We start from the raw sequence: 19,482 nt of genomic DNA on the forward strand, positions 1-19,482 counted from the left end.
GTACCCCCATGGGCGCCACTGTCGATTGGCTGCGCACCACCACACCGGGATTGCTGGTGCTGTGCGGTCTGGCCATCGCTGTACTACTGCTGGCCATCATCAAGGTCAAACTGGAGCCGTTCATCGCGCTGCTGCTGACCGGCCTCGCGCTCGCGCTGGCCGCGGGCCTACCGGTGAACAAGATCGTCGGCACGGCGATCAAGAGCGGCGATTCGCTGCTGGAGACCGGCTTCGGCGGCATCCTCGGCCATATCGCGGTGATCATCGGGCTGGGTACGGTGCTGGGCGCGATCCTCGAAAGATCCGGTGGCGCCGATGTTTTGACCGGCAAACTGCTCGGCCTGTTCGGGGAGCGGGGCGCGCCCATCGCCATGGGCCTGCTCGGACTCATCCTCGGCATCCCGGTGTTCTTCGATATCGGCATTTTCGTGCTCGCGCCGCTGATCTACGTCGCGGCCAAACGCGGCGGGCGCTCACTGGTGCTCTACGCCATGCCGATGCTGGCCGGTCTGTCCATGACCCACGCCTTCCTGCCGCCGCATCCGGGTCCGGTCGCGCTCGGCGGACTGCTCGAGGTGAGTCTCGGCTGGTTGATCCTGATGGGATTCGTCTGCGGCGTACCGGGTTTCATCGCTGCGGGTCTGGTCTGGGGCTCGTGGATCGGCCGGCGGATCCAGGTGGAGGTGCCCGAGGAATTCCTGGTGCGCGAGGAGAACGGAACCGAGGACCCGAAGGCCGCGCCCCACGTCGCGACCATCGGCGCGATCATCGCCGTCCCGCTGGTGCTCATCCTCGGCGCGACCTTCGGCACCCAACTGCTGGACAAGAATTCCCGACTGCTCCAGGTGCTGACCTTCCTCGGCACACCCGCCGTCGCGCTGCTCATCGCGGTGCTGATCGCGTTCTACGTGCTCGGTGTCCGGCGCGGCGCGAGCGTGCAGCAGTTGGGCACGCTCACCGCCGAATCCCTGCGCCCGGTCGGCATGCTGCTGCTGGTGGTCGGCGCGGGCGCGTTCTTCGGAAAGGTCATCGCGGCCACCGGGATCGGCGCGGCGCTGGCGAACACCATGTCCGCGGCCGGACTGCCGGTGATCGTGCTCGCCTACCTCATCAGTTGCGGACTGCGCATCGCCCAGGGGTCGGCCACGGTGGCCATCGTGACCACCGGCGGTATCGTCGCGCCGCTCGTCGCGGGCCACGGCTACTCCCAGGCGGCGATCGCGCTCATCGCCATGGCCATCGCGGCCGGATCGATCGTGCTCAGCCATGTCAACGACGGCGGCTTCTGGATCATCCAGAAGTACTTCAACCTGACCGTCAAGCAGACCCTGCAGAGCTGGACCGTGCTCGAGACGGTGCTGTCGGTGGTCAGCTTCGCGGTGGCGGCGGCGCTGTTCGCGATCGTCGGCTGAGCAGGGCGCGCACCACCAGATCCACCCCGGCCCGCGGTGCGAAACCCGGTGTCGGGGTGGTCAGTTGGTGCAGAACCAAGCCGTCGAGGTAGTCGATGAGCGCCTTGGCGACGAGCCGCTGTTCGACGGCACGATCCGCGGCGCGCCTGTCCTCGGTGTGATTCACGACGTGTATTTCGCCGAGGGTGCGCGCGACCCAGTCGGTGATGTTCTCGTGCCCGCGCCGCAGTGCCTGCCGCAGCGCGGGCAGGTGCGCCGTTTCGTGCAGCAGCGCGTACCTGGCCATATTGCGCACCCGGTCCTGACCGATCATGAATTCGACCAGGACGACGAGGCCGTCCACCAGTTCGTCGACGGTGGTGGGTATCCGGGTGCGGTTCTGCGCCGCCCAGTCCGCGCGGTCACGCTCCTCCAGCCGGGCCACGACACCGGTGAGCAGTGCCTCGCGGGTGCGGAAATAGTTCGAGGTGGAGCCGGGGGGAAGTTCGGCCCGTTCGTCGACGGCGCGATGGGTGAGGGCGCGCAGGCTCTGGGTGCCAAGGATCTCGATCGCGGCGTCCAGCGCCCGCTCCCGTTTCGTCGACATCCCTGCACACTACATCAGTAGTGATCATTACTACAGAAGTAGTGAATTTCGGTGCGGGCGGCATTAATCTCGAGCCAGTTCGGGCGCGGTGCCCGACGATTCGGTGGGAGGTTGCGCTATGCCCAAGGCGGTCGTGGTCGGCGGAGGAATCGCGGGTCTGGCCTGCGCGGTCGGATTCGTGCGCGCGGGGTGGGAGGTGGAGGTGCTGGAGCGGGCGAGCCGCATCGCTGAGGTCGGTGCGGGACTATCGCTGTGGCCCAACGCTGTTCGCGCACTAGACGCGCTCGGACTCGGGGACGAGGTGCGCAGGCGGGCCGGGGACTGCCGGGCCGCCGGGATCCAGGATGCCAAGGGCGGGTGGCTGACTCGCTACAACATGGCGCAGCTCGAGGCGACCTACGGGTTGCCGATCATGGTGCACCGCGCCGACCTGCTCGACATCCTGCGCGAGGCGGTGCCGGAATCGATGCTGCGAACCGGTATCTCGGTTCGCTCGGCCGGGCTCGACGGGACCGTCGAGCACTCGGCGGGCGCTTCGGTCGGCGATATCGTGGTGGGCGCGGACGGGATTCGCAGCGTCGCGCGGCGGGCGGTCTGCGGCGAGATGGTGCCGCGCTACCGCGGCTACACCACCTGGCGCATGGTCGTCACCCCCAAAGAACCGGTCCGCGAGATCGTCGAAATGTGGGGTCGCGGTCAACGATTCGGCTACGGCGGGCTCCCCGACGGCCGCGTCTACTGCTTCGCCGTCGCCGCCATGCCCGAGGGTAGCCCCGGCGGTGGGCTCGCCGAACTCCGCCGTCGTTACGCCGGATGGCCGGAGCCGGTGCAGGGCCTGATCGCGGCCGCCTCGGAAGCGAATGTCCTCAAACACGATATCTACGATCTGCCCCCACTGAAGCGGCTTTCGGCAGGCCGGATCGCCCTGGCCGGTGACGCCGCCCACGCCATGACCCCGAATCTCGGTCAGGGGGCCTGCCAGGCGCTCGAGGATGCCGTCGTGCTGACCGAGATCGCCACCTCCGGTGGTGATCTCGCCCGCTACGACGCCGAACGGGGTCCGCGCACCACCATGGTCGTCAATCAATCGCGGTGGGTCGGCACCCTCGCTCAACTGTCCTGGCCGCCCGCGGTTGCGCTCCGCGATGCGATCATGCGGCGCATTCCCGAGGGTCCGCAACTGAAAGCCATGGGTCCGCTGCTCAATTGGACCCGCTGACACCGCGCGAATCCGGCCGATCGGTGGTATCGGCCGAAAACCCGTGAACGGCACGACCTCAGTCGACGTAGCGTGCGCGCATCCTGTCGGCGATGGTCGCCATACGGGCGCGCAGTTGCGGAGGTTCGAGGACCTCGGCATACTCGCCGAGCGGCAGAATCCCGTGGGCCAGCACCTCATACGACTCGGCAGGCAGGGTGAGTTCCACCCAGCCGTCGGCGTCGGGCTGACCCGCGGATTCCAACGCGGCAGTCACGGCGGCCGGATCGTTGCCCGAGCGCAACAGGAACAGGTGCGCCGCCGAGACCCGCAGGCGGGCCCGCACCCGCAGCATGGTGCGGGCGAATTCGGCCGCGGCGGTGTCCCAGTGGGCGGTCAGGTCGAAATCCGGTGGGCGGTCGAAGGTTTCCTCGATGGGTTCGACCTCGGCGATGCGGCCGACGCGATAGGAGCGGATCTCGTCCCCGTGCGCGGCGACGAGATACCAGGTGCCCGCCTTGAGGACCAGGCCGAGCGGGTCGACCGTGCGGGCGGCCTCTTTATCTTTGCGACCGTAGCGGATTCGCAGCCTGCGATCCGCCCAGAGCGCATCCGCCACCGCGGCCAACGCGGGCGTTTCCTCGGCGCGGTGGAACCAGCCGGGCGCATCGATGTGCACCCGATCGGCGATACGGGTGGCGCGGCCGCGCAATTCGGGCGGCAGCGCGGCGAGCACCTTGAGCTGGGCGGTGGCCAACACGGTGCCGAGCCCGAGATCGGCTGCCGCACCGGGCAATCCGGCCAGCAGCACCGCATCGGCCTCCTCGGAGGTCAGGCCGGTCAACCGGGTTCGGTACCCGTCGACCAGCCGAACCCCACCCGCGCGACCCTGCTCGCAATAGATCGGCACCCCCGCCTCCGACAGCGCCTCGATATCCCTATACACCGTCCGCACCGAAACCTCGAGTTCCGCCGCCAGCCGCGCGGCCGTCGTATGTCCGCGCGTCTGCAACAAGAGCAGCAATCGCACCAGTCTGCTCGCCCGCATAGTCCGAGAATATCCCGCAACCCTGACAGCAGATGTCAAGTATCCGAACTACCGTGACATCCATGACGACCTGGATCGAGTTCGCCGAGGAAGCACCGCATATCGCCGCCGTCTTCGCGCGCAGGCACCGCGCCACCGGCAACCTGTGCCTGCTGGCCACCCTGCGCGCCGACGGCTCGCCCCGCATCAGCCCGGTCGAACCCCGCATATTCGAGAACATGCTCGTCATAGTCGGCATGCCCGGCACCACCAAATTCCGCGACCTGGCCCGCGACCCCCGCTTCTGCCTGCACACCGCCACCGTTGATACCCACGTCGGCGACGGCGACGCCAAACTCTTCGGCACCGCCATCGAGAACCGAGACCCGGCCCTGCACACCCGCTTCGCCGCAGACCTCTACCAGGACACCGGCCTCGACCTCCGAACCACCGAATTCGACCACTTCTTCACCGCCGACCTCACCGGCGCCTCCACGGTCGAACTGATAGACGACCACCTCGACATCACCATCTGGAAACCCGGTGCAGGCGAACGAATCGTTCGCAAACACTGAGCGCACCACAGTTCCGCGCGAGCTCCGGAATTCGTGAAAAGGTAACAGCCCCACCAACTTATGCTCCCGAGGGTGAACACTTCTCAGGAATTGGTGAGGGCGGCGATGCGGCGGTAGTCGGGGATGAGGTCGAAAGGGGGTGGGGTGTCGGCGCGGACGCTTTTGGCGATGTCCAAGGCGGCAGCCAGCGCGCCTCGGTACAGCAGGGAGCCGGTGCTGATCCGCCGTACGCCCAAGTCGGTGAGTGACCTGATCGACGGTCCGTTCGCCGAGTACAACATATTCACCGGCACATCGACCGAGGCGACGATGCGGGCGATGAGCGCGGGATCGGTCGCGCCCGGTACGAAGATGCCGTCCGCGCCCGCGTCGGCGTAGCGCCGGGCGCGGTCGAGCGTGGAGTCCTGGTCGAGGCGCAGCCAGTGGGTGTCCACTCGCGTATTGATGAAGACCGCGGGAGTGCGCGCCTTCACCGCGGCGACCACTCGAGCGTGCTGCGAGGGGGTGACAAGCGTCGAATCCGATCGACTGTCTTCGAGATTGACCCCGGCTATCCCCAAATCGCCGAGCGCGGCGACGAATTCGGCCACCTCGTTGGGATCGGCGCCGAATCCGCCCTCGATATCGACCGTGACCGGCACCGCGAGTCGCGCCAGCCGCGTCGCCAAGGCCAGTGTCTCGGTGCGTGAGACGCCCATCCCGTCGGCGAGTCCGGCGGCCACCGCCACACCGAGGCTGGTGGTGCCGATCGCCGGGAACTCCTGCGCGAGCACCGCGGCCGAACCGAAATCCCAGGCATTGGGCAGGATCAGCGGCTGGGGGCCGCCGTGCAATTCGCGAAATACCTCGGCCTTGTTCACTGGCTCTCCTCCATCTACGTTCCGAAACGGTTGTCCGTGACGCTAGTGCCGCGATAGTTCGGCGCTCGCCGAAATGTTCTCGCGTCATGATGGTGTCGTGGATGCCCGAGCAGCTGATCTCGCGGGTTTGGCGGCCCTGCTGGCCGACCGCACCCGCGCCGCGATGTGCCTGGCCATGATTGATGGCCGGGCGTGGTCCGCGGGCGAACTCGCGCGCACGGTGCGCGTCGCGCCCTCGACGGCCACCGAACACCTCAATCGGCTGCTCGCGGGCGGACTGCTCGCCGAACGTCGCCAGGGCAGGCACCGCTATGTCGAACTGGCCGACGCCCGTGCCGCGGAGCTGATCGAGGCGTTGGCCACCTATATCGGCGCGCCCCCGGTCAAGGTGACGGGCCTGAAAACCGCTACGGCGTCGGCCGCCCTATCCAGGGGTCGCACCTGCTACGACCACCTCGCGGGTCGACTCGGCGTCGCCATTACCGACGCGCTCACCGAACGCGAATTCCTGCGACCCGATCCGGGTTTCGCGCTCACCGCACCGGGGATGGCCTTCTTCACAGGTCCGCTCGGCATCGATCCCGCCCTGTTGCACACCCGCCGCCCGTTGACCCGTCCCTGCCTGGATTGGACCGAGCGCCGCACCCACCTCGGTGGCGCGGCAGGCGCTCAACTGTGCCGTCGCCTGCGGGAACTCGACTGGATCGTCGGGGTCGGCACCGGCCGCGCGGTCCGCGCCACTTCGGCGGGCGAGGTCGGGCTCCACGATCTGCTCGGCATCAATCCGGCGACTCTGCGCTGATCATCGGGCCGACGGCGACTGCGCATAGCGACTGCCTGCCGATTCGGATCTCCGACCGACTGACCGACCGTCGAGGAGATCACGGCCCGCACCCGCCGCGACGGCCCCATCGACCTCACCGAATACGAAACCCAATACCCGCAGCCGGTGGGCCGGGCCGCGGTTGGTCCGATCGGTGCCCTCGATACGGTCAGGGCATCGATGCGCCGGATCGAATCATTGCCGACGAAGTCGATCGGCCGCGCGAGCGATCATCCCCGAAAGCCCTCGCGCGGCCGATTCGACGCGGCGGAGCAGCTCTGCGACCTCGCCTTCGGTCGCGGCGGCGAGGTCGAGCCCGCGCACACCGGCGACCGCTTCCTCCAGGGCGGTCAGCTGCTCGCTATAGCGTTGATCACCGTGACGCACATCGTCAGAGCAATCATTCGAACGCATGTTCTAACAATAGCGTGATTCCGGAAGGAAGTCACCCGCGGTGATGAATGAGCTTGCACAATTGTGCATAATCATCACATGGTAGATATCTCGGACGGACCCGCCGTGCGGGTCGCGGTGGCGGGTGCGAGCGGATACGCGGGCGGCGAGGTGCTGCGCCTGCTGCTCGGACATCCGGCCTACCGATCCGGACGCCTCACCATCGGGGCGTTGACCGCCGGTTCGAATGCCGGGACCGCCCTGGGGGAGACGCAGCCGCATTTGCTGCCGCTGGCCGATCGGGTCCTCACCGCCACGACCGCGGCGGAACTGGCAGGCCACGACGTGATCTTCCTCGGGCTGCCGCACGGCCGGTCGGCGGCCATCGCCGCGCAACTCCCGGAGTCGACGGTGATCATCGACTGCGGCGCGGATTTCCGGCTCACCGACCCGGCCGCGTGGCGGCGCTACTACGGCACCGAGCATGCGGGCAGTTGGCCGTACGGGCTTCCGGAGCTGCCGGGTGGGCGGGCAAAGCTGAAGGGGGCCATCAGAATTGCCGTACCCGGCTGCTATCCGACCGTGGCCAGTCTCGCGCTGGCGCCCGCCATCGCCGCGGGCATCATCGCCCCCTCGGTAACTGTCGTCGCGGTGAGCGGCACCTCGGGTGCGGGTCGCAAACTCGATACCGGCCTGCTCGCCTCGGAGGTCATGGGCTCGGCCCGTGCCTACGGGATCGCGGGCGCGCACCGGCACACCCCGGAGATCGCGCAGAATCTGCGCGCGGCGGGCGGTGTCGATGTCGCGGTCTCGTTCACCCCGGTGTTGGCCCCGATGCCGCGCGGCATCCTGGCCACCTGCACCGCACCCACCACCGTGGACGCCGCACAGGCCCGTGCCGTCTACGAAAAGGCTTACGCCGAAGAACCTTTCGTGCATCTACTGCCGGAAGGCCGCCTACCGCAGACGGGTTCGGTGCTCGGTTCCAATGCCGTCACCCTCCAGGTGGCGGTGGACGCCGACGCCGGACAGCTCGTGGTGATCGGCGCGATCGACAACCTGACCAAGGGCACCGCGGGGGCGGCGGTGCAATCGATGAATCTGGCCGTCGGATACGACGAGACCGCAGGACTTTCCACCGTAGGAGTGGCACCGTGACGACGATCGAAGGCAGCAAGCTGGTCCGCAGCCAGGGCGTCACCGCCCCGCTCGGCTTCCGCGCCGCGGGTATCGCTGCGGGTATCAAGAAGAGCGGAAAGCCGGACCTGGCACTGGTTTTCAGTGAAGGTCCGGAGTACGCGGCCGCAGGGGTGTTCACCAGCAACAAGGTGAAGGCCGCCCCTGTGCGATGGTCGCAGCAGGTGCTCAAAACCGGCAGGCTGCGCGCGGTGATCCTCAATTCCGGTGGGGCCAATGCCTGCACCGGTCCACTCGGCTTCCAGGACACCCACCGCACCGCCGAGGAATTGGCGAAGGCGCTGAGCAACTGGGGCACCGACACCGGCGCGGGCGAAATCGCTGTCTGCTCAACAGGTTTGATCGGTGACAGGCTGCCGATGGACAAGGTGATCCCGGCCGTCACCGAGATCGTGCACGAGATGGCGGGCGGCATCTGCGGCGGCAGCGATGCCGCCCACGCCATCATGACCACCGATACGGTGCCCAAGCAGGCCGCCTACCACCATCGCGACAAGTGGAATGTCGGCGGTATGGCCAAGGGCGCGGGCATGATGGCCCCGTCGCTGGCCACCATGCTCGTGGTGCTCACCACCGATGCCGTCGTCGGCGCGGAGCAGCTCGACGCGGCACTGCGCAAGGCCACCGGGAAAACGTTCGACCGCTTGGATGTGGACGGCTCCTGCTCGACCAATGACACGGTGCTGCTGCTGGCCAATGGCGCGAGCGCGGTCACCCCCTCGCAGGAGGAGTTGGATGCCGCCGTCCTCGCCGTCTGTGACGATTTGGCCGCCCAGTTGATGGCCGATGCCGAAGGCGTCACCAAACGTGTCCGGGTCACCGTGGCGGGTGCGCTGACCGAGGACGAGGCGGTCGCTGCCGCCCGCTGCGTGGCCCGCGACAGCCTGGTCAAGACCGCGCTGTTCGGCTCGGATCCGAACTGGGGTCGGGTCCTCGCCGCCGTCGGCATGGCCCCGGTCACCCTGGATCCGGACCGGATCTCGGTGTCGTTCAACGGGAATCCGGTCTGCGTGGACAGCGTCGGCGCGCCGGGCGCGCGTGAGGTCGATCTCTCGGGCGCGGATATCGATGTGCTCATCGACCTGAATGTCGGTGCGGCCTCGGCGATGATCCGCACCACCGACCTCTCGCACGGCTACGTCGAAGAGAATTCGGCCTACAGCTCATGACCGGCCAAGCGGTGCAGGACCTTTCGGCCCTCGACAAGGCGCACGTGCTGGCCGACGCCCTGCCGTGGCTGCAGAAATTCCGCGATCGGATCGTGGTCGTCAAGTACGGCGGCAACGCCATGATCGACGAGGAGCTCAAGCGCGCGTTCGCCGCCGATATGGCCTTCCTGCGCACCGTCGGCGTGCATCCGGTGGTGGTGCACGGTGGTGGCCCGCAGATCAGCGCCATGTTGAAAAAGCTCGGCCTGCGGGGGGAATTCCGCGGCGGCTTCCGGGTCACCACACCCGAGGTGATGGATGTGGTGCGGATGGTGCTGTTCGGTCAGGTGGGTCGGGAGTTGGTCGGCCTGATCAACTCCCACGGCCCCTACGCGGTCGGCATCTCCGGTGAGGACGCCCGCCTGTTCACCGCCACCCGCCGCACCGTCGTGGTGGACGGCGCACCCACCGATATCGGCCTGGTCGGCGACGTCACCTCCGTCAATGCCGACGCGGTGCTGGATCTCATCGCGGCGGGCCGCATTCCGGTGGTGTCCACCATCGCCCCCGACGCGGCGGGCGTGGTGCACAACATCAATGCCGACACCGCCGCCGCCGCATTGGCCGCCGCCATCGGCGCGGAGAAACTGGTGGTGCTCACCGATGTCGAAGGGCTGTACACGAACTGGCCCGACCGCACCTCGCTGACCACCCGCATCGACACCGACGCGCTGGCGCGGCTGCTGCCGAGCCTCGACGCGGGCATGGTGCCCAAGATGGAGGCGTGCCTGCGCGCGGTCCGGGCGGGCGTGCCCACCGCGCACGTCATCGATGGCCGCGTCCCGCACGCGGTCCTGCTCGAACTGTTCACCGGAGAAGGAATCGGAACGATGGTGACGTCCTCGCCCGCGGGTGCGGACACACCGGACGGAACGAAACAATGACCAAAGTCGAAGCCCTGCAGCAGCGTTGGTCCGCCGCGCTGATGAACAACTACGGCACCCCGAAGCTGGCGCTGACCCGAGGCGAAGGTGCGGTGGTCTACGACGCGGACGGCAAGCGCTACGTCGATTTCCTGGGCGGTATCGCGGTCAACAGCCTGGGCCACGCCCATCCGGCGATCATCGAGGCGGTCACCGCCCAACTCGGCACCCTCGGGCACATCTCCAACTTCTATATGGCCGAGCCGACGATCGAGTTGGCGGAGCGGCTGCTCGCCCACTTCGGTGACGGGATCGGGCCGGGGCACACCTCGCGCGCGCTGTTCTGCAATTCCGGCGCGGAGGCCAATGAGGCGGCCTTCAAGATCGCCCGACTCACCGGCCGCCCCAAGATCATCGCCTGCCACGAGGCATTCCACGGCCGCACCATGGGCGCGCTCGCGCTCACCGGCCAACCCGCCAAGCGCACCCCCTTCGAACCCATGCCGCCCGGTGTGGAATTCGTGCCCTACGGCGACGCGGACGCGCTGGAACGCGCCGTCGACGACCAGACGGCCGCGGTCTTCCTCGAACCGATCATGGGGGAGAGCGGCGTGGTGGTCCCGCCGATCGACTACCTGGTCCGGGCACGGGAGATCACGGCGCGCCACGGCGCGCTGCTCGTGCTCGACGAGGTGCAGACCGGTATCGGTCGCACCGGAAAGTTCTACGCGCACCAGGCATTCGGTATCACCCCCGATGTGATCACCCTCGCGAAGGGGCTGGCGGGCGGGCTGCCGATCGGCGCGGTGCTGGCTACCGGTCGCGCCGCCGAACTGCTCACACCCGGTGCGCACGGCACCACCTTCGGCGGTAATCCGGTGTGCGCGGCCGCCGCGCTGGCGGTGCTGCGCACCATCGACGCGCAGGACCTGCTCGCCCACGTCGAATCGGTCGGCAAACGGCTCAGCGACGGTATCGAGGGGCTCGATCACCCCCTGGTCGACCATGTGCGGGGCGCCGGACTGCTGCTGGGCATCGTGCTCACCGACGAAGTGTCGGCCGAGGTGGAGAATCAGGCGCGCGGCGCGGGCTACCTGTTGAACGCGCCCAAGCCCGACGTGATTCGGCTCGCACCACCTCTCATCCTCCCCGAGGATCTGGTGGACGAATTCCTCGCCGACCTACCCGGCATACTCGACGCGGCGAAGGGAGCCCAACAGTGAGTGCGCTGCGGCATTTCCTGCGCGACGACGACCTCACCCCGGCCGAACAGTCCGAGGTGCTGACCCTGGCCGCCGAACTCAAGCGCGACCCGTTCGCGCATCGGCCGCTCGAGGGGCCGCGCGGGGTCGGCGTCATCTTCGAGAAGAACTCCACCCGAACGCGTTTCTCCTTCGAGATGGGGATCGCCCAACTCGGCGGGCACGCCGTCGTGGTGGACGGTCGCGACACCCAACTGGGCCGCGAGGAGACCCTCGGCGATACCGGTCGGGTGCTCTCGCGCTACGTCGACGCCATTGTCTGGCGCACCTTCGAACAGTCCCGCCTGGACGAAATGGCCGCCACGGCAACGGTTCCCGTGGTCAACGCGCTGTCCGACGAATTCCACCCCTGCCAGGTGCTCGCCGATCTGCTCACCCTGCGCGAACGGCTCGGCGAGCTGTCCGGGCGCAGGTTGGCCTACTTCGGTGACGGTGCGAACAATATGGCGCATTCGCTGCTGCTCGGCGGCGTCACCGCGGGTCTGGACGTAACCATCGCCGCGCCCGCGGGTTTCGAACCGCTGCCGTGGGTCGTCGAGGCCGCACGCGTCAGGGCCGCCCAAACAGGCGCCACCGTCGCGGTCACCAATGATCCGGTGGCGGCGGCGAAGGGCGCCGACGCATTGGTCACCGACGCCTGGACCTCGATGGGTCAGGAAAACGACGGCAAGGACCGGGTCGGCCCGTTCCGCCCCTACCAGCTCAACGCCGACCTGCTCAACGCGGCACAGTCGAATGTCGCCGTGCTGCACTGTCTTCCGGCGCATCGGGGCGAGGAGATCACCGACGAGGTGCTCGACGGCCCGCACAGCGCCGTGTGGGACGAGGCCGAGAACAGGCTGCACGCGCAGAAGGCGCTGCTGGTGTGGCTGCTGGCCCGACGGGGTCGAGGGTGAGCGTGGAGGAACGCGGTCCGGCCATCGCCCGCACCAGAGCGGGCCGACAGTCCCGCATCGTGGAGCTGCTGACCGCGCACGCCGTGCGCAGCCAGACCGAACTGGCCGGGTTGCTCGCCGCCGAAGGGATCGAGACCACCCAGGCCACCCTCTCGCGCGACCTCGACGAACTCGGCGCGGTCAAACTGCGCGCCGCCGACGGCGGCGCGGGTGTCTACGTGGTGCCCGAGGACGGCAGCCCGGTGCGCGGGGTCACCGGCGGCACCGATCGTCTGTCCAAACTGCTCGGGGATCTGCTGGTCTCCACCGATCACAGCGGCAATATCGCCGTGCTCCGCACCCCGCCCGGTGCGGCGCACTACCTGGCCAGCGCGTTGGATCGGGCCGCGCTGGCCTTCATCGTCGGCACCATCGCGGGCGACGACACCATCGCCGTCATCGCCCGCGAACCGTTGACCGGCGCCGAATTGGCCGCTCGGATAGAGCGACTGGCCTGAGTTCCGGATAACCGAACCCGGCGCGGGCGCGGTGAGTACCGTCGGAGCCATGGCGAAGGACGTTCTGGTTCTCGGCGCGGGCGTGATCGGGCTGACCACCGCCGTATGTCTGGCGCGGGCGGGTCATCGGGTGCGGGTGTGGGCGGAATTGCCGCCCGAGCGGACCACCTCGGCGGTGGCGAGCGGGATTTGGGGTCCGCGGGAGCGTCCGCGCGAATTGGCGTGGAGCCGGATCTCGTTCGCCGAATTCTCCCGCCTGGCTCGAATACCCGAATCCGGAGTGCATTTCGAGCGCGGGCTCGAGGTTTCCGATGTGTCGCAGCCGCCGCCCTGGGTGCAGGATCTGGTCGACGTCCGTTTCTGCACCCCCGATGAACTGCCCGAGGGGATGCGGGCGGGCCTGTGGGCCACCACCCCACTCATCGACCTGCCCCGCTATCTGCGGTACCTCACCGAGGAGTTGGCGGCGGCCGAAATCGTCATCGAATCGCGCACCGTGCGCGATCTCGCCGAGGCCACCGCCGCCGCATCGATCGTGGTGAACTGCACCGGAGTCGGCGCCGCCGCCCTGACCGGTGATCCCGAGGTGCGGCCCGTGCGCGGCCAGCACGTGATCCTGCGCAATCCCGGCCTCACCTACTACTACTGTGAGGCCGTCGACACTCCCGAATGGACCAGTTTCTACCCGCACGGCGACCGCCTCATCCTCGGCGGCATCCGCCAACCCGACGACTGGACCCTCACCCCCGACCCGGCCCTGTCCGAGCGAATCCTGCAGCGTTGCATAGCCATCGAACCCAAACTCGCCGCCGCCGAGATCCTCGGCCACGAGGTCGGCCTGCGGCCCGGTCGCCCCGAACCCCGCCTGGAACCCGAATCCCGCGACGGTGCGACCGTCATCCACAACTATGGCCACGACGGAGTGGGCGTCACGCTCTCCTGGGGCAGCGCGCAAGAAGTCGTGCGAATGACCGCCGAGATCGCGGGTCGATAGTTCGACACCGGCCGCTGCTCGCGGCCGGTCCCGTATCAGTTCAACGGGAACTGCCCCGCCCCGCCGCCGTGCCCGTACCCCGGCGCATTCTGCGTCCCCGCATTGATCGCGTCCTGAATCAACACCACGAGCGCGTGCCCAATGCTCAGCACGTCGTTCCCGAGTGTCGCGAAATCACCCGCAATGAGATGCAACATGTCGCCCATCCTCACTCCAGCCCGGAACCAGACCGCCCCAGGATCGCACACCCGCTCGTGTGAGGGAAGCGACTCTCATTGACCATCAGCGATTTTCAGATCAATGCCCCACCCAGGTGGACAGGTCGACCACCGCCGTGCAGTACTCGTCGGCATCATCGACGACCGGCTTCGAAGCAAGGTCCCCGGTCCGTGTCAGCGGCGCGAGCTCCAACGGCAAGTAGTTGTACCCGTACGTTCCCGGACCGTGCTCCCCGTCGATCGGCGCATCGAAACCGTAGACGAGGTCCGTTTCGGTGACGCGGATGTAGATGCGGCAGACATGATCGCTGCGAAACATGAATCCGCCGAAGGTGTAATCCTCGTCGTGGGCGACGATGCCGCCGCCGTTCACCAGCAGGGTGAACAGACGGAATATCTCCTGGTCGTAGTGCATGGCAGCGGCCGGGCCATCGAAGCCGGTATCTTTCGCCTGGACAACTACATTCGAATGGCAGTCCCGTACCGGTTGGTCAGTGCCCATCAGCTCCCCGAGCCGGGGAGCCACCACGGCTCGAAGGTGGTCCATCATCGGTACGACCTCCGTACTTCCGGCCCCACGCGCAAGATCGAACTCCACTGCCACCCCCGGCCCCATTTGAGCATCCTCCGACAACACCATTCGCACCCGCTCGTCGCCGACCCGAACAACTCCGCGCAGCTGCACTCCCCTCGGCGGCAGCCCGCCGAGGGGGGCTACTACCAGCGGGATCATTGTCCGCAACAGGAAATTGAAGGCGTAGTCACCCAAGACTTCGGCCATCTCCGTCAATACCTCCGAATTATCCGTTCAGGACAGTTGCAAGTTGCTCAGCCAGTACGGGCATTTGTTCATGCTGTCGCAATATGCGGTGACGACTCCGATGTACTTGCCGTCCGGAGAACTATATTCGCGATCGTCGGTCGTTGTCGCGGCTTGTGCTATCACTCGCAGATATACCTGCTCGTGGTCGTTCGCATGCGTGAACAACGTGACATACTCGACGCGTGCGCCCGTAGTGATCGGCTTCGCGACCTTGATGGCCTGGCGCACCGCGCCCCCGGAGCTCAGATTGTGCCGCTGTGCGAAGTGGTTGTAGCCGATCCGGGCATCACCTTGCCGAATCGGAATGCTGATTCCATTGATGTCGCTTTGCTCCCAGAGGATTGTGGACCAATTGGATTGCGCGTCGGCGTCGACCGGTTGGAATGTAGTCCAAATGGTTGCGGCCATCGATATGGTCAGTATTCGAGTCGCGGTTCTGCATCGACGACCGGCATTGTGTGAATGATGTGATATCAACCGAACGAGATTTTGCACGGCTGCCCCTGTAATGATCGAAATCTATCCGGAGTGTTCGAATAGTGCCGGGTGGGAGACCGGGCCGCGTCGCCCCGACGTCATGGCCCCCACGCTTCTCGAGGGTGTCACGACCGAGGGGTGGCAGTGAAGGCTCGGTTGCGCGATTGGCAGTCGGAGGTGGCGCAATGGCAGTCGCGAGGCGGATCGGGGCGGGGATACGCCCCCCGGTGGTGAATGGGCTTGCATCGTCGTGCATAATCATTTGCAGGCTGGTTGGGCGGTGTGGCGCGCGGGTGAACGCGCCCCGTCCGTACCGTCGAACAAAGACCTAGTGATACGGAAACGAGGAGCACCAGACATGTCCGAGCGCGTCGTACTCGCCTACTCCGGTGGGCTCGATACCTCCGTCGCCATCAGCTGGATCGGCAAGGAGACCGGTGCCGAGGTGGTGGCGGTAGCCATCGACCTGGGCCAGGGCGGCGAGGATATGAATGTCGTGCGTCAACGCGCCCTCGACTGCGGCGCGGTCGAAGCGGTCGTGGTCGACGCCCGCGACGAGTTCGCCACCGACTACTGCCTGCCCACCATCCAGGCCAACGCCCTGTACATGGGCCAGTACCCGCTGGTGTCGGCCATCAGCCGCCCGCTGATCGTCAAGCACCTGGTGGAGGCGGCCAAGTTCCACGGTGCGAGCACCGTCGCGCACGGCTGCACCGGCAAGGGCAACGACCAGGTCCGCTTCGAGGTCGGCATCGGCGCGCTCGCCCCCGACCTGAATGTCATCGCCCCGGTCCGCGACTACGCCTGGACCAGGGAGAAGGCGATCGCGTTCGCCGAGGAGAACGCGCTGCCGATCAATGTCACCAAGAAGTCCCCGTTCTCCATCGACCAGAACGTGTGGGGTCGCGCGGTGGAAACCGGCTTCCTGGAGGACCTCTGGAACGCCCCCACCAAGGACGTCTACGACTACACGGTGGATCCGACGGTCAACTTCGAGGCTCCCGACGAGCTGATCATCACCTTCGACAAGGGTGTCCCGGTAGCGATCGACGGCCGCCCGGTCACCGTGCTCGAGGCCATCGTCGAGATGAATCGCCGCGCGGGCCGCCAGGGCATCGGCCGCCTCGATATGGTCGAGGATCGCCTCGTCGGTATCAAGAGCCGCGAGATCTACGAGGCGCCGGGCGCGATCGCGCTCATCACCGCGCACCAGAACCTGGAGAATGTCACCCTCGAGCGCGAGCTGGGCCGCTACAAGCGTCAGGTCGAGCAGCGCTGGGGCGAGCTGGCCTACGACGGCCTGTGGTTCTCCCCGCTCAAGCGGGCACTGGACGCGTTCGTCCAGGAGACCCAGGAGCATGTGTCCGGCGATATCCGCCTGGTGCTGCACGGTGGCAGCGTCGTGGTCAATGGTCGCCGCAGCGAGCAGTCGCTCTACGATTTCAACCTGGCCACCTATGATGCGGGCGATTCCTTCGACCAGTCGCTGGCCAAGGGTTTCGTCCAGATCCACGGCCTGTCGTCGAAGGTGGCCGCGCGCCGCGACCTGAATCAGAAGTAGGAGAGCGATGAGCGAGGGCGGCAGCACCAATGCGGGCGCGCTGTGGGGCGGGCGGTTCGCCGCCGGACCCGCGGCCGCCATGGCGGCGCTGAGCAAGTCCACCCATTTCGATTGGGTGTTGGCCCCCTACGACATTCGCGCGTCCAAGGCGCACGCGCGAGTGTTGCACAAGGCCGGGCTGCTCTCCGACGCCGACCTGTCCGGCATGCTGGCCGGGTTGGAACGTCTTGCGGCGGATGTCGATTCGGGTGCCTTCGCCCCTGCCGAGGCCGATGAGGACGTGCACGGCGCGCTGGAGCGCGGCCTCATCGAGCGGGTCGGCGCGGAACTGGGTGGCCGGTTGCGTGCGGGCCGCTCCCGCAACGATCAGGTGGCCACCCTGTTCCGCATGTGGTTGCGCGACGCGGTGCGCCGGGTCGCCTCGGGCCTGCTCGAGGTGGTCGACGCGCTGGTCGGGCAGGCCGCGGCGCATCCGGACGCGGTGATGCCGGGCAAGACGCACCTGCAGGCCGCCCAGCCGGTGCTGCTGGCCCACCATCTGCTCGCGCACGCCCATCCGCTGCTGCGTGATATCGATCGGCTGCGTGATTTCGATCGCCGAGCGGCGGTGTCCCCGTACGGGTCCGGGGCGCTCGCGGGTTCCTCGCTCGGTTTGGATCCGGAGGCCATCGCCGCCGAATTGGATTTCACCGCAGCCGCGGCCAATTCGATCGACGCCACCTCCTCCCGCGATTTCGCGGCCGAGGCGGCGTTCGTGCTGGCCATGATCGGGGTCGACCTCAGCCGCATGGCGGAGGAGGTGATCATTTGGAGCACACCGGAATTCGGCTATGTCACCTTGGCCGACGCCTGGTCCACCGGCTCCTCGATCATGCCGCAGAAGAAGAATCCCGATGTCTCGGAGCTGACCAGGGGCAAAGCGGGTCGACTGATCGGCAACCTCACCGGTCTGCTGGCCACGCTCAAGGCGCAGCCCCTGGCCTACAACCGGGATCTGCAGGAGGACAAGGAGCCGCTGTTCGATTCGGTGGCCCAGTTGCAGTTGCTGCTGCCCGCCATCGCCGGGCTCATCGGCACCCTCACCTTCCACACCGACCGGATGGCCGAACTCGCGCCCGCCGGGTTCACCCTCGCCACCGATATCGCGGAATGGCTTGTCCGGCAGGGTGTTCCGTTCCGGGTGGCGCATGAGGCCGCAGGTGCGTGCGTGCGCGCGGCCGAGGCGCGCGGTGTCGGCCTCGACGAACTCACCGACGCCGAATTCGCCGCCATCGATCCGGCGTTGACCCCGCAGGTCCGCGAGGTGCTGACGGTGCAGGGTTCCGTCGCCTCCCGCAATGCGCGCGGCGGTACGTCGGGTGCGCAGGTGGCGGTGCAACTCGACGAGGTGCGCGCCACCGCGGGCGAGTCGCGCGACTGGTTGGCCTGAGTCAGGCCGGGCAGCCCAGCAGTGCGGCGATGCGCAGCGGCCCGCAGGCGTATGCCGGGATCCGGCTCGGATCGCGCAGGTAGCCGGGCGAATAGGTGACCAGTTCGGTGCCGACGATCGACCACGTCGGCACCGCGTCGCCGAGATGCGCCGCCATGAGCGGTGGTCCGACGAGTTCTTTCGCATGGGTCGGATTCGGGCTGAGGACGCGGAAATCCCGGTCGAAGTAGGGGTTTCCGGTCGCGGTCGGTCGATCGCCGAACAGTGAGCGACCCAACTGCGAGAGCAGGCCGCGTGTGGTGATCGCGACCGGTGGATGCGCCCGATCCAGTTGGATCATCACCACGATGTAGCGGTGATTGTGCTTGCGGCGGTGGGTGTTTCCGTCCGATCCGGTGCGGGTGCTCGTGGTCTGGTACTGGTAGTCGGCGATCGTCACGGTGCGTCCGTCCATTCGGCCGGACAGGGTGACGCCCAGACCCTGTCGGTTGCGGCCCGGCAGCCGATTGGTCCATCCGGCGCGGCCCGCCCTGGCGAAACTCCAGCGGTGCGCGGCGGCCCACCGTGCGAGCGTGCGCCTGCGTTGGCGCTCGGCCCGGACCGACAGCGGGACCAGCACCGCCATCGCGCCGATCGACACCGCGAGCACCGCGCACATCGCACCGAGCAGCCATTCCACTCGCCTCACCCCATCCCCGTCGCGCGCACCGACCACCATTGTGCGGTATCGCGCCGACTACGCTGCGCACATGACCATGTTGTTTCTGGCACTGGCCATCGCCTGCGAGATCACCGCCACCGTATCCCTCAAACTCGCCGAGGGTTTCACCAAACTCGCCCCGTCGATCGTGGTCGTTCTCGGGTACATAGCCGCCTTCTACTTCCTGTCGCAATCCCTCAAACGCGGTATGCCCATTGGCGTCGCGTACGGCATCTGGTCCGCCATCGGCGTGGCCGCCATCGCCGTGATCGGCGTGCTGTTCCTCTCCGAACACCTGACGCTCATCCAGGTGGGCGGCATAGCCCTCGTCATCCTCGGCGTCCTGGCCCTCGAACTCGGCGCGGCCTGACCGCCCTGCGGAAATTCGGAAGTATCGAAATCGAGCGGTGCCGCGAGCGCGATCCATTTCGAGTGGTGTGGAATCGATTCGGGGATTCTGCCGGTATCGGGGGAGGGGGAATC

22 protein-coding genes are annotated in these 19,482 nt (G+C 67.6%); 15 read left to right on the forward strand and 7 right to left on the reverse strand.

Translation table 11 applies throughout. The annotated features are described in order from the left end of the window. Positions 1-8: 8 nt before the first annotated feature. Entirely contained in the window at positions 9-1,412 is a 1,404-nt protein-coding gene (locus D5S18_RS32080; protein WP_120044862.1) for a GntP family permease, read from the forward strand. Here the strand turns inward: D5S18_RS32080 and D5S18_RS32085 are convergent. Then, positions 1,369-1,998, reverse strand: coding sequence for a TetR/AcrR family transcriptional regulator (locus tag D5S18_RS32085; protein ID WP_120044863.1), 630 nt, complete (start codon positions 1,996-1,998; stop codon positions 1,369-1,371). The genes D5S18_RS32080 and D5S18_RS32085 overlap by 44 nt on opposite strands. A gap of 118 nt (positions 1,999-2,116) precedes the next feature. Between D5S18_RS32085 and D5S18_RS32090 the strand changes: the two genes are divergently transcribed. Then, positions 2,117-3,217, forward strand: a complete 1,101-nt coding sequence (locus D5S18_RS32090) for an FAD-dependent monooxygenase (RefSeq protein ID WP_120044864.1) — start codon at positions 2,117-2,119, stop codon at positions 3,215-3,217. Between the two features lie 58 nt (positions 3,218-3,275). Here the strand turns inward: D5S18_RS32090 and D5S18_RS32095 are convergent, their stop codons facing one another. Next, positions 3,276-4,244 (reverse strand): helix-turn-helix transcriptional regulator, encoded by a 969-nt coding sequence (locus D5S18_RS32095; RefSeq protein ID WP_120044865.1) that lies wholly within the window; start codon positions 4,242-4,244, stop codon positions 3,276-3,278. Positions 4,245-4,306: 62 nt separating this feature from the next. Here D5S18_RS32095 and D5S18_RS32100 point away from each other — a divergent pair, with 62 nt between their 5' ends. Continuing rightward, on the forward strand, positions 4,307-4,798 hold the full coding sequence (locus tag D5S18_RS32100) for a pyridoxamine 5'-phosphate oxidase family protein (protein WP_120044866.1): 492 nt from the start codon (positions 4,307-4,309) through the stop codon (positions 4,796-4,798). 83 nt (positions 4,799-4,881) lie between these two features. On the opposite strand, the gene D5S18_RS32105 is transcribed toward D5S18_RS32100, so the two are convergent. Further along, positions 4,882-5,658, reverse strand: coding sequence for an isocitrate lyase/PEP mutase family protein (locus D5S18_RS32105; RefSeq protein ID WP_120044867.1), 777 nt, complete (start codon positions 5,656-5,658; stop codon positions 4,882-4,884). A 97-nt stretch (positions 5,659-5,755) separates the two neighbouring features. On the opposite strand from D5S18_RS32105, the gene D5S18_RS32110 reads away from it, so the two are divergent. The 9 genes from D5S18_RS32110 to D5S18_RS32150 all read left to right on the forward strand — a co-directional run bounded on the left by D5S18_RS32110 (position 5,756) and on the right by D5S18_RS32150 (position 13,791). Continuing rightward, a complete protein-coding gene (locus D5S18_RS32110) occupies positions 5,756-6,460 on the forward strand; it encodes an ArsR/SmtB family transcription factor (protein ID WP_239004132.1) in 705 nt (234 codons plus the stop codon). Between the two features lie 147 nt (positions 6,461-6,607). Further along, entirely contained in the window at positions 6,608-6,913 is a 306-nt protein-coding gene (locus D5S18_RS34650) for a hypothetical protein (RefSeq protein ID WP_147404328.1), read from the forward strand. A 60-nt stretch (positions 6,914-6,973) separates the two neighbouring features. After that, entirely contained in the window at positions 6,974-8,032 is a 1,059-nt protein-coding gene (argC, locus tag D5S18_RS32120; RefSeq protein WP_120044870.1) for an N-acetyl-gamma-glutamyl-phosphate reductase, read from the forward strand. Continuing rightward, positions 8,029-9,240, forward strand: a complete 1,212-nt coding sequence (argJ, locus tag D5S18_RS32125; protein ID WP_120044871.1) for a bifunctional glutamate N-acetyltransferase/amino-acid acetyltransferase ArgJ — start codon at positions 8,029-8,031, stop codon at positions 9,238-9,240. Before argC ends, argJ begins: the two co-directional genes overlap by 4 nt. Beyond that, on the forward strand, positions 9,237-10,163 hold the full coding sequence (gene argB, locus D5S18_RS32130) for an acetylglutamate kinase (RefSeq protein WP_120044872.1): 927 nt from the start codon (positions 9,237-9,239) through the stop codon (positions 10,161-10,163). Before argJ ends, argB begins: the two co-directional genes overlap by 4 nt. Then, on the forward strand, positions 10,160-11,365 hold the full coding sequence (locus D5S18_RS32135; RefSeq protein ID WP_120044873.1) for an acetylornithine transaminase: 1,206 nt from the start codon (positions 10,160-10,162) through the stop codon (positions 11,363-11,365). Before argB ends, D5S18_RS32135 begins: the two co-directional genes overlap by 4 nt. Then, positions 11,362-12,300, forward strand: coding sequence for an ornithine carbamoyltransferase (gene argF / locus D5S18_RS32140; RefSeq protein ID WP_120044874.1), 939 nt, complete (start codon positions 11,362-11,364; stop codon positions 12,298-12,300). Before D5S18_RS32135 ends, argF begins: the two co-directional genes overlap by 4 nt. Further along, complete coding sequence (locus D5S18_RS32145) at positions 12,297-12,797, forward strand: arginine repressor (protein WP_162501000.1); 501 nt, start codon at positions 12,297-12,299, stop codon at positions 12,795-12,797. The genes argF and D5S18_RS32145 overlap by 4 nt, the downstream gene beginning before the upstream one ends. A gap of 49 nt (positions 12,798-12,846) precedes the next feature. Beyond that, a complete protein-coding gene (locus tag D5S18_RS32150) occupies positions 12,847-13,791 on the forward strand; it encodes an FAD-dependent oxidoreductase (RefSeq protein ID WP_120044875.1) in 945 nt (314 codons plus the stop codon). Between the two features lie 35 nt (positions 13,792-13,826). Here the strand turns inward: D5S18_RS32150 and D5S18_RS35125 are convergent, their stop codons facing one another. The 3 genes from D5S18_RS35125 to D5S18_RS32160 form a co-directional block, all read right to left on the reverse strand. After that, on the reverse strand, positions 13,827-13,997 hold the full coding sequence (locus D5S18_RS35125) for a hypothetical protein (protein ID WP_158608040.1): 171 nt from the start codon (positions 13,995-13,997) through the stop codon (positions 13,827-13,829). A 91-nt stretch (positions 13,998-14,088) separates the two neighbouring features. Continuing rightward, positions 14,089-14,790 (reverse strand): hypothetical protein, encoded by a 702-nt coding sequence (locus D5S18_RS32155; protein WP_120044876.1) that lies wholly within the window; start codon positions 14,788-14,790, stop codon positions 14,089-14,091. Positions 14,791-14,817: 27 nt separating this feature from the next. Next, entirely contained in the window at positions 14,818-15,240 is a 423-nt protein-coding gene (locus D5S18_RS32160; protein ID WP_120044877.1) for a hypothetical protein, read from the reverse strand. Positions 15,241-15,667: 427 nt separating this feature from the next. Here D5S18_RS32160 and D5S18_RS32165 point away from each other — a divergent pair, with 427 nt between their 5' ends. Beyond that, positions 15,668-16,870: an argininosuccinate synthase gene (locus tag D5S18_RS32165; RefSeq protein WP_120044878.1), complete on the forward strand. Its 1,203-nt coding sequence runs from the start codon at positions 15,668-15,670 to the stop codon at positions 16,868-16,870. Positions 16,871-16,877: 7 nt separating this feature from the next. Continuing rightward, entirely contained in the window at positions 16,878-18,299 is a 1,422-nt protein-coding gene (gene argH, locus D5S18_RS32170; protein ID WP_120044879.1) for an argininosuccinate lyase, read from the forward strand. A gap of 1 nt (position 18,300) precedes the next feature. Here argH and D5S18_RS32175 read toward each other — a convergent pair whose 3' ends face one another. After that, positions 18,301-18,987: a hypothetical protein gene (locus D5S18_RS32175; protein ID WP_147404330.1), complete on the reverse strand. Its 687-nt coding sequence runs from the start codon at positions 18,985-18,987 to the stop codon at positions 18,301-18,303. Positions 18,988-19,048: 61 nt separating this feature from the next. Here D5S18_RS32175 and D5S18_RS32180 point away from each other — a divergent pair, with 61 nt between their 5' ends. Beyond that, positions 19,049-19,369: a DMT family transporter gene (locus tag D5S18_RS32180; protein ID WP_120044950.1), complete on the forward strand. Its 321-nt coding sequence runs from the start codon at positions 19,049-19,051 to the stop codon at positions 19,367-19,369. Positions 19,370-19,482 lie beyond the last annotated feature (113 nt).

The sequence above is a fragment of the Nocardia panacis genome, assembly GCF_003598715.1.
Lineage (GTDB): Bacteria > Actinomycetota > Actinomycetes > Mycobacteriales > Mycobacteriaceae > Nocardia > Nocardia panacis.

Coding starts and splice junctions, on each gene's coding strand:
- D5S18_RS35125 (WP_158608040.1), bottom strand. CDS start 13,997: ATGGGCGACATGTTGCATCTCATTGCGGGTGATTTCGCGACACTCGGG.
- D5S18_RS32095 (WP_120044865.1), bottom strand. CDS start 4,244: ATGCGGGCGAGCAGACTGGTGCGATTGCTGCTCTTGTTGCAGACGCGC.
- D5S18_RS32150 (WP_120044875.1), top strand. CDS start 12,847: ATGGCGAAGGACGTTCTGGTTCTCGGCGCGGGCGTGATCGGGCTGACC.
- argB (WP_120044872.1), top strand. CDS start 9,237: ATGACCGGCCAAGCGGTGCAGGACCTTTCGGCCCTCGACAAGGCGCAC.
- D5S18_RS32090 (WP_120044864.1), top strand. CDS start 2,117: ATGCCCAAGGCGGTCGTGGTCGGCGGAGGAATCGCGGGTCTGGCCTGC.
- D5S18_RS32135 (WP_120044873.1), top strand. CDS start 10,160: ATGACCAAAGTCGAAGCCCTGCAGCAGCGTTGGTCCGCCGCGCTGATG.
- D5S18_RS32085 (WP_120044863.1), bottom strand. CDS start 1,998: ATGTCGACGAAACGGGAGCGGGCGCTGGACGCCGCGATCGAGATCCTT.
- D5S18_RS32155 (WP_120044876.1), bottom strand. CDS start 14,790: ATGGCCGAAGTCTTGGGTGACTACGCCTTCAATTTCCTGTTGCGGACA.
- D5S18_RS32080 (WP_120044862.1), top strand. CDS start 9: ATGGGCGCCACTGTCGATTGGCTGCGCACCACCACACCGGGATTGCTG.
- D5S18_RS32160 (WP_120044877.1), bottom strand. CDS start 15,240: ATGGCCGCAACCATTTGGACTACATTCCAACCGGTCGACGCCGACGCG.
- argH (WP_120044879.1), top strand. CDS start 16,878: ATGAGCGAGGGCGGCAGCACCAATGCGGGCGCGCTGTGGGGCGGGCGG.
- D5S18_RS32165 (WP_120044878.1), top strand. CDS start 15,668: ATGTCCGAGCGCGTCGTACTCGCCTACTCCGGTGGGCTCGATACCTCC.
- D5S18_RS32180 (WP_120044950.1), top strand. CDS start 19,049: ATGACCATGTTGTTTCTGGCACTGGCCATCGCCTGCGAGATCACCGCC.
- D5S18_RS32100 (WP_120044866.1), top strand. CDS start 4,307: ATGACGACCTGGATCGAGTTCGCCGAGGAAGCACCGCATATCGCCGCC.
- argC (WP_120044870.1), top strand. CDS start 6,974: ATGGTAGATATCTCGGACGGACCCGCCGTGCGGGTCGCGGTGGCGGGT.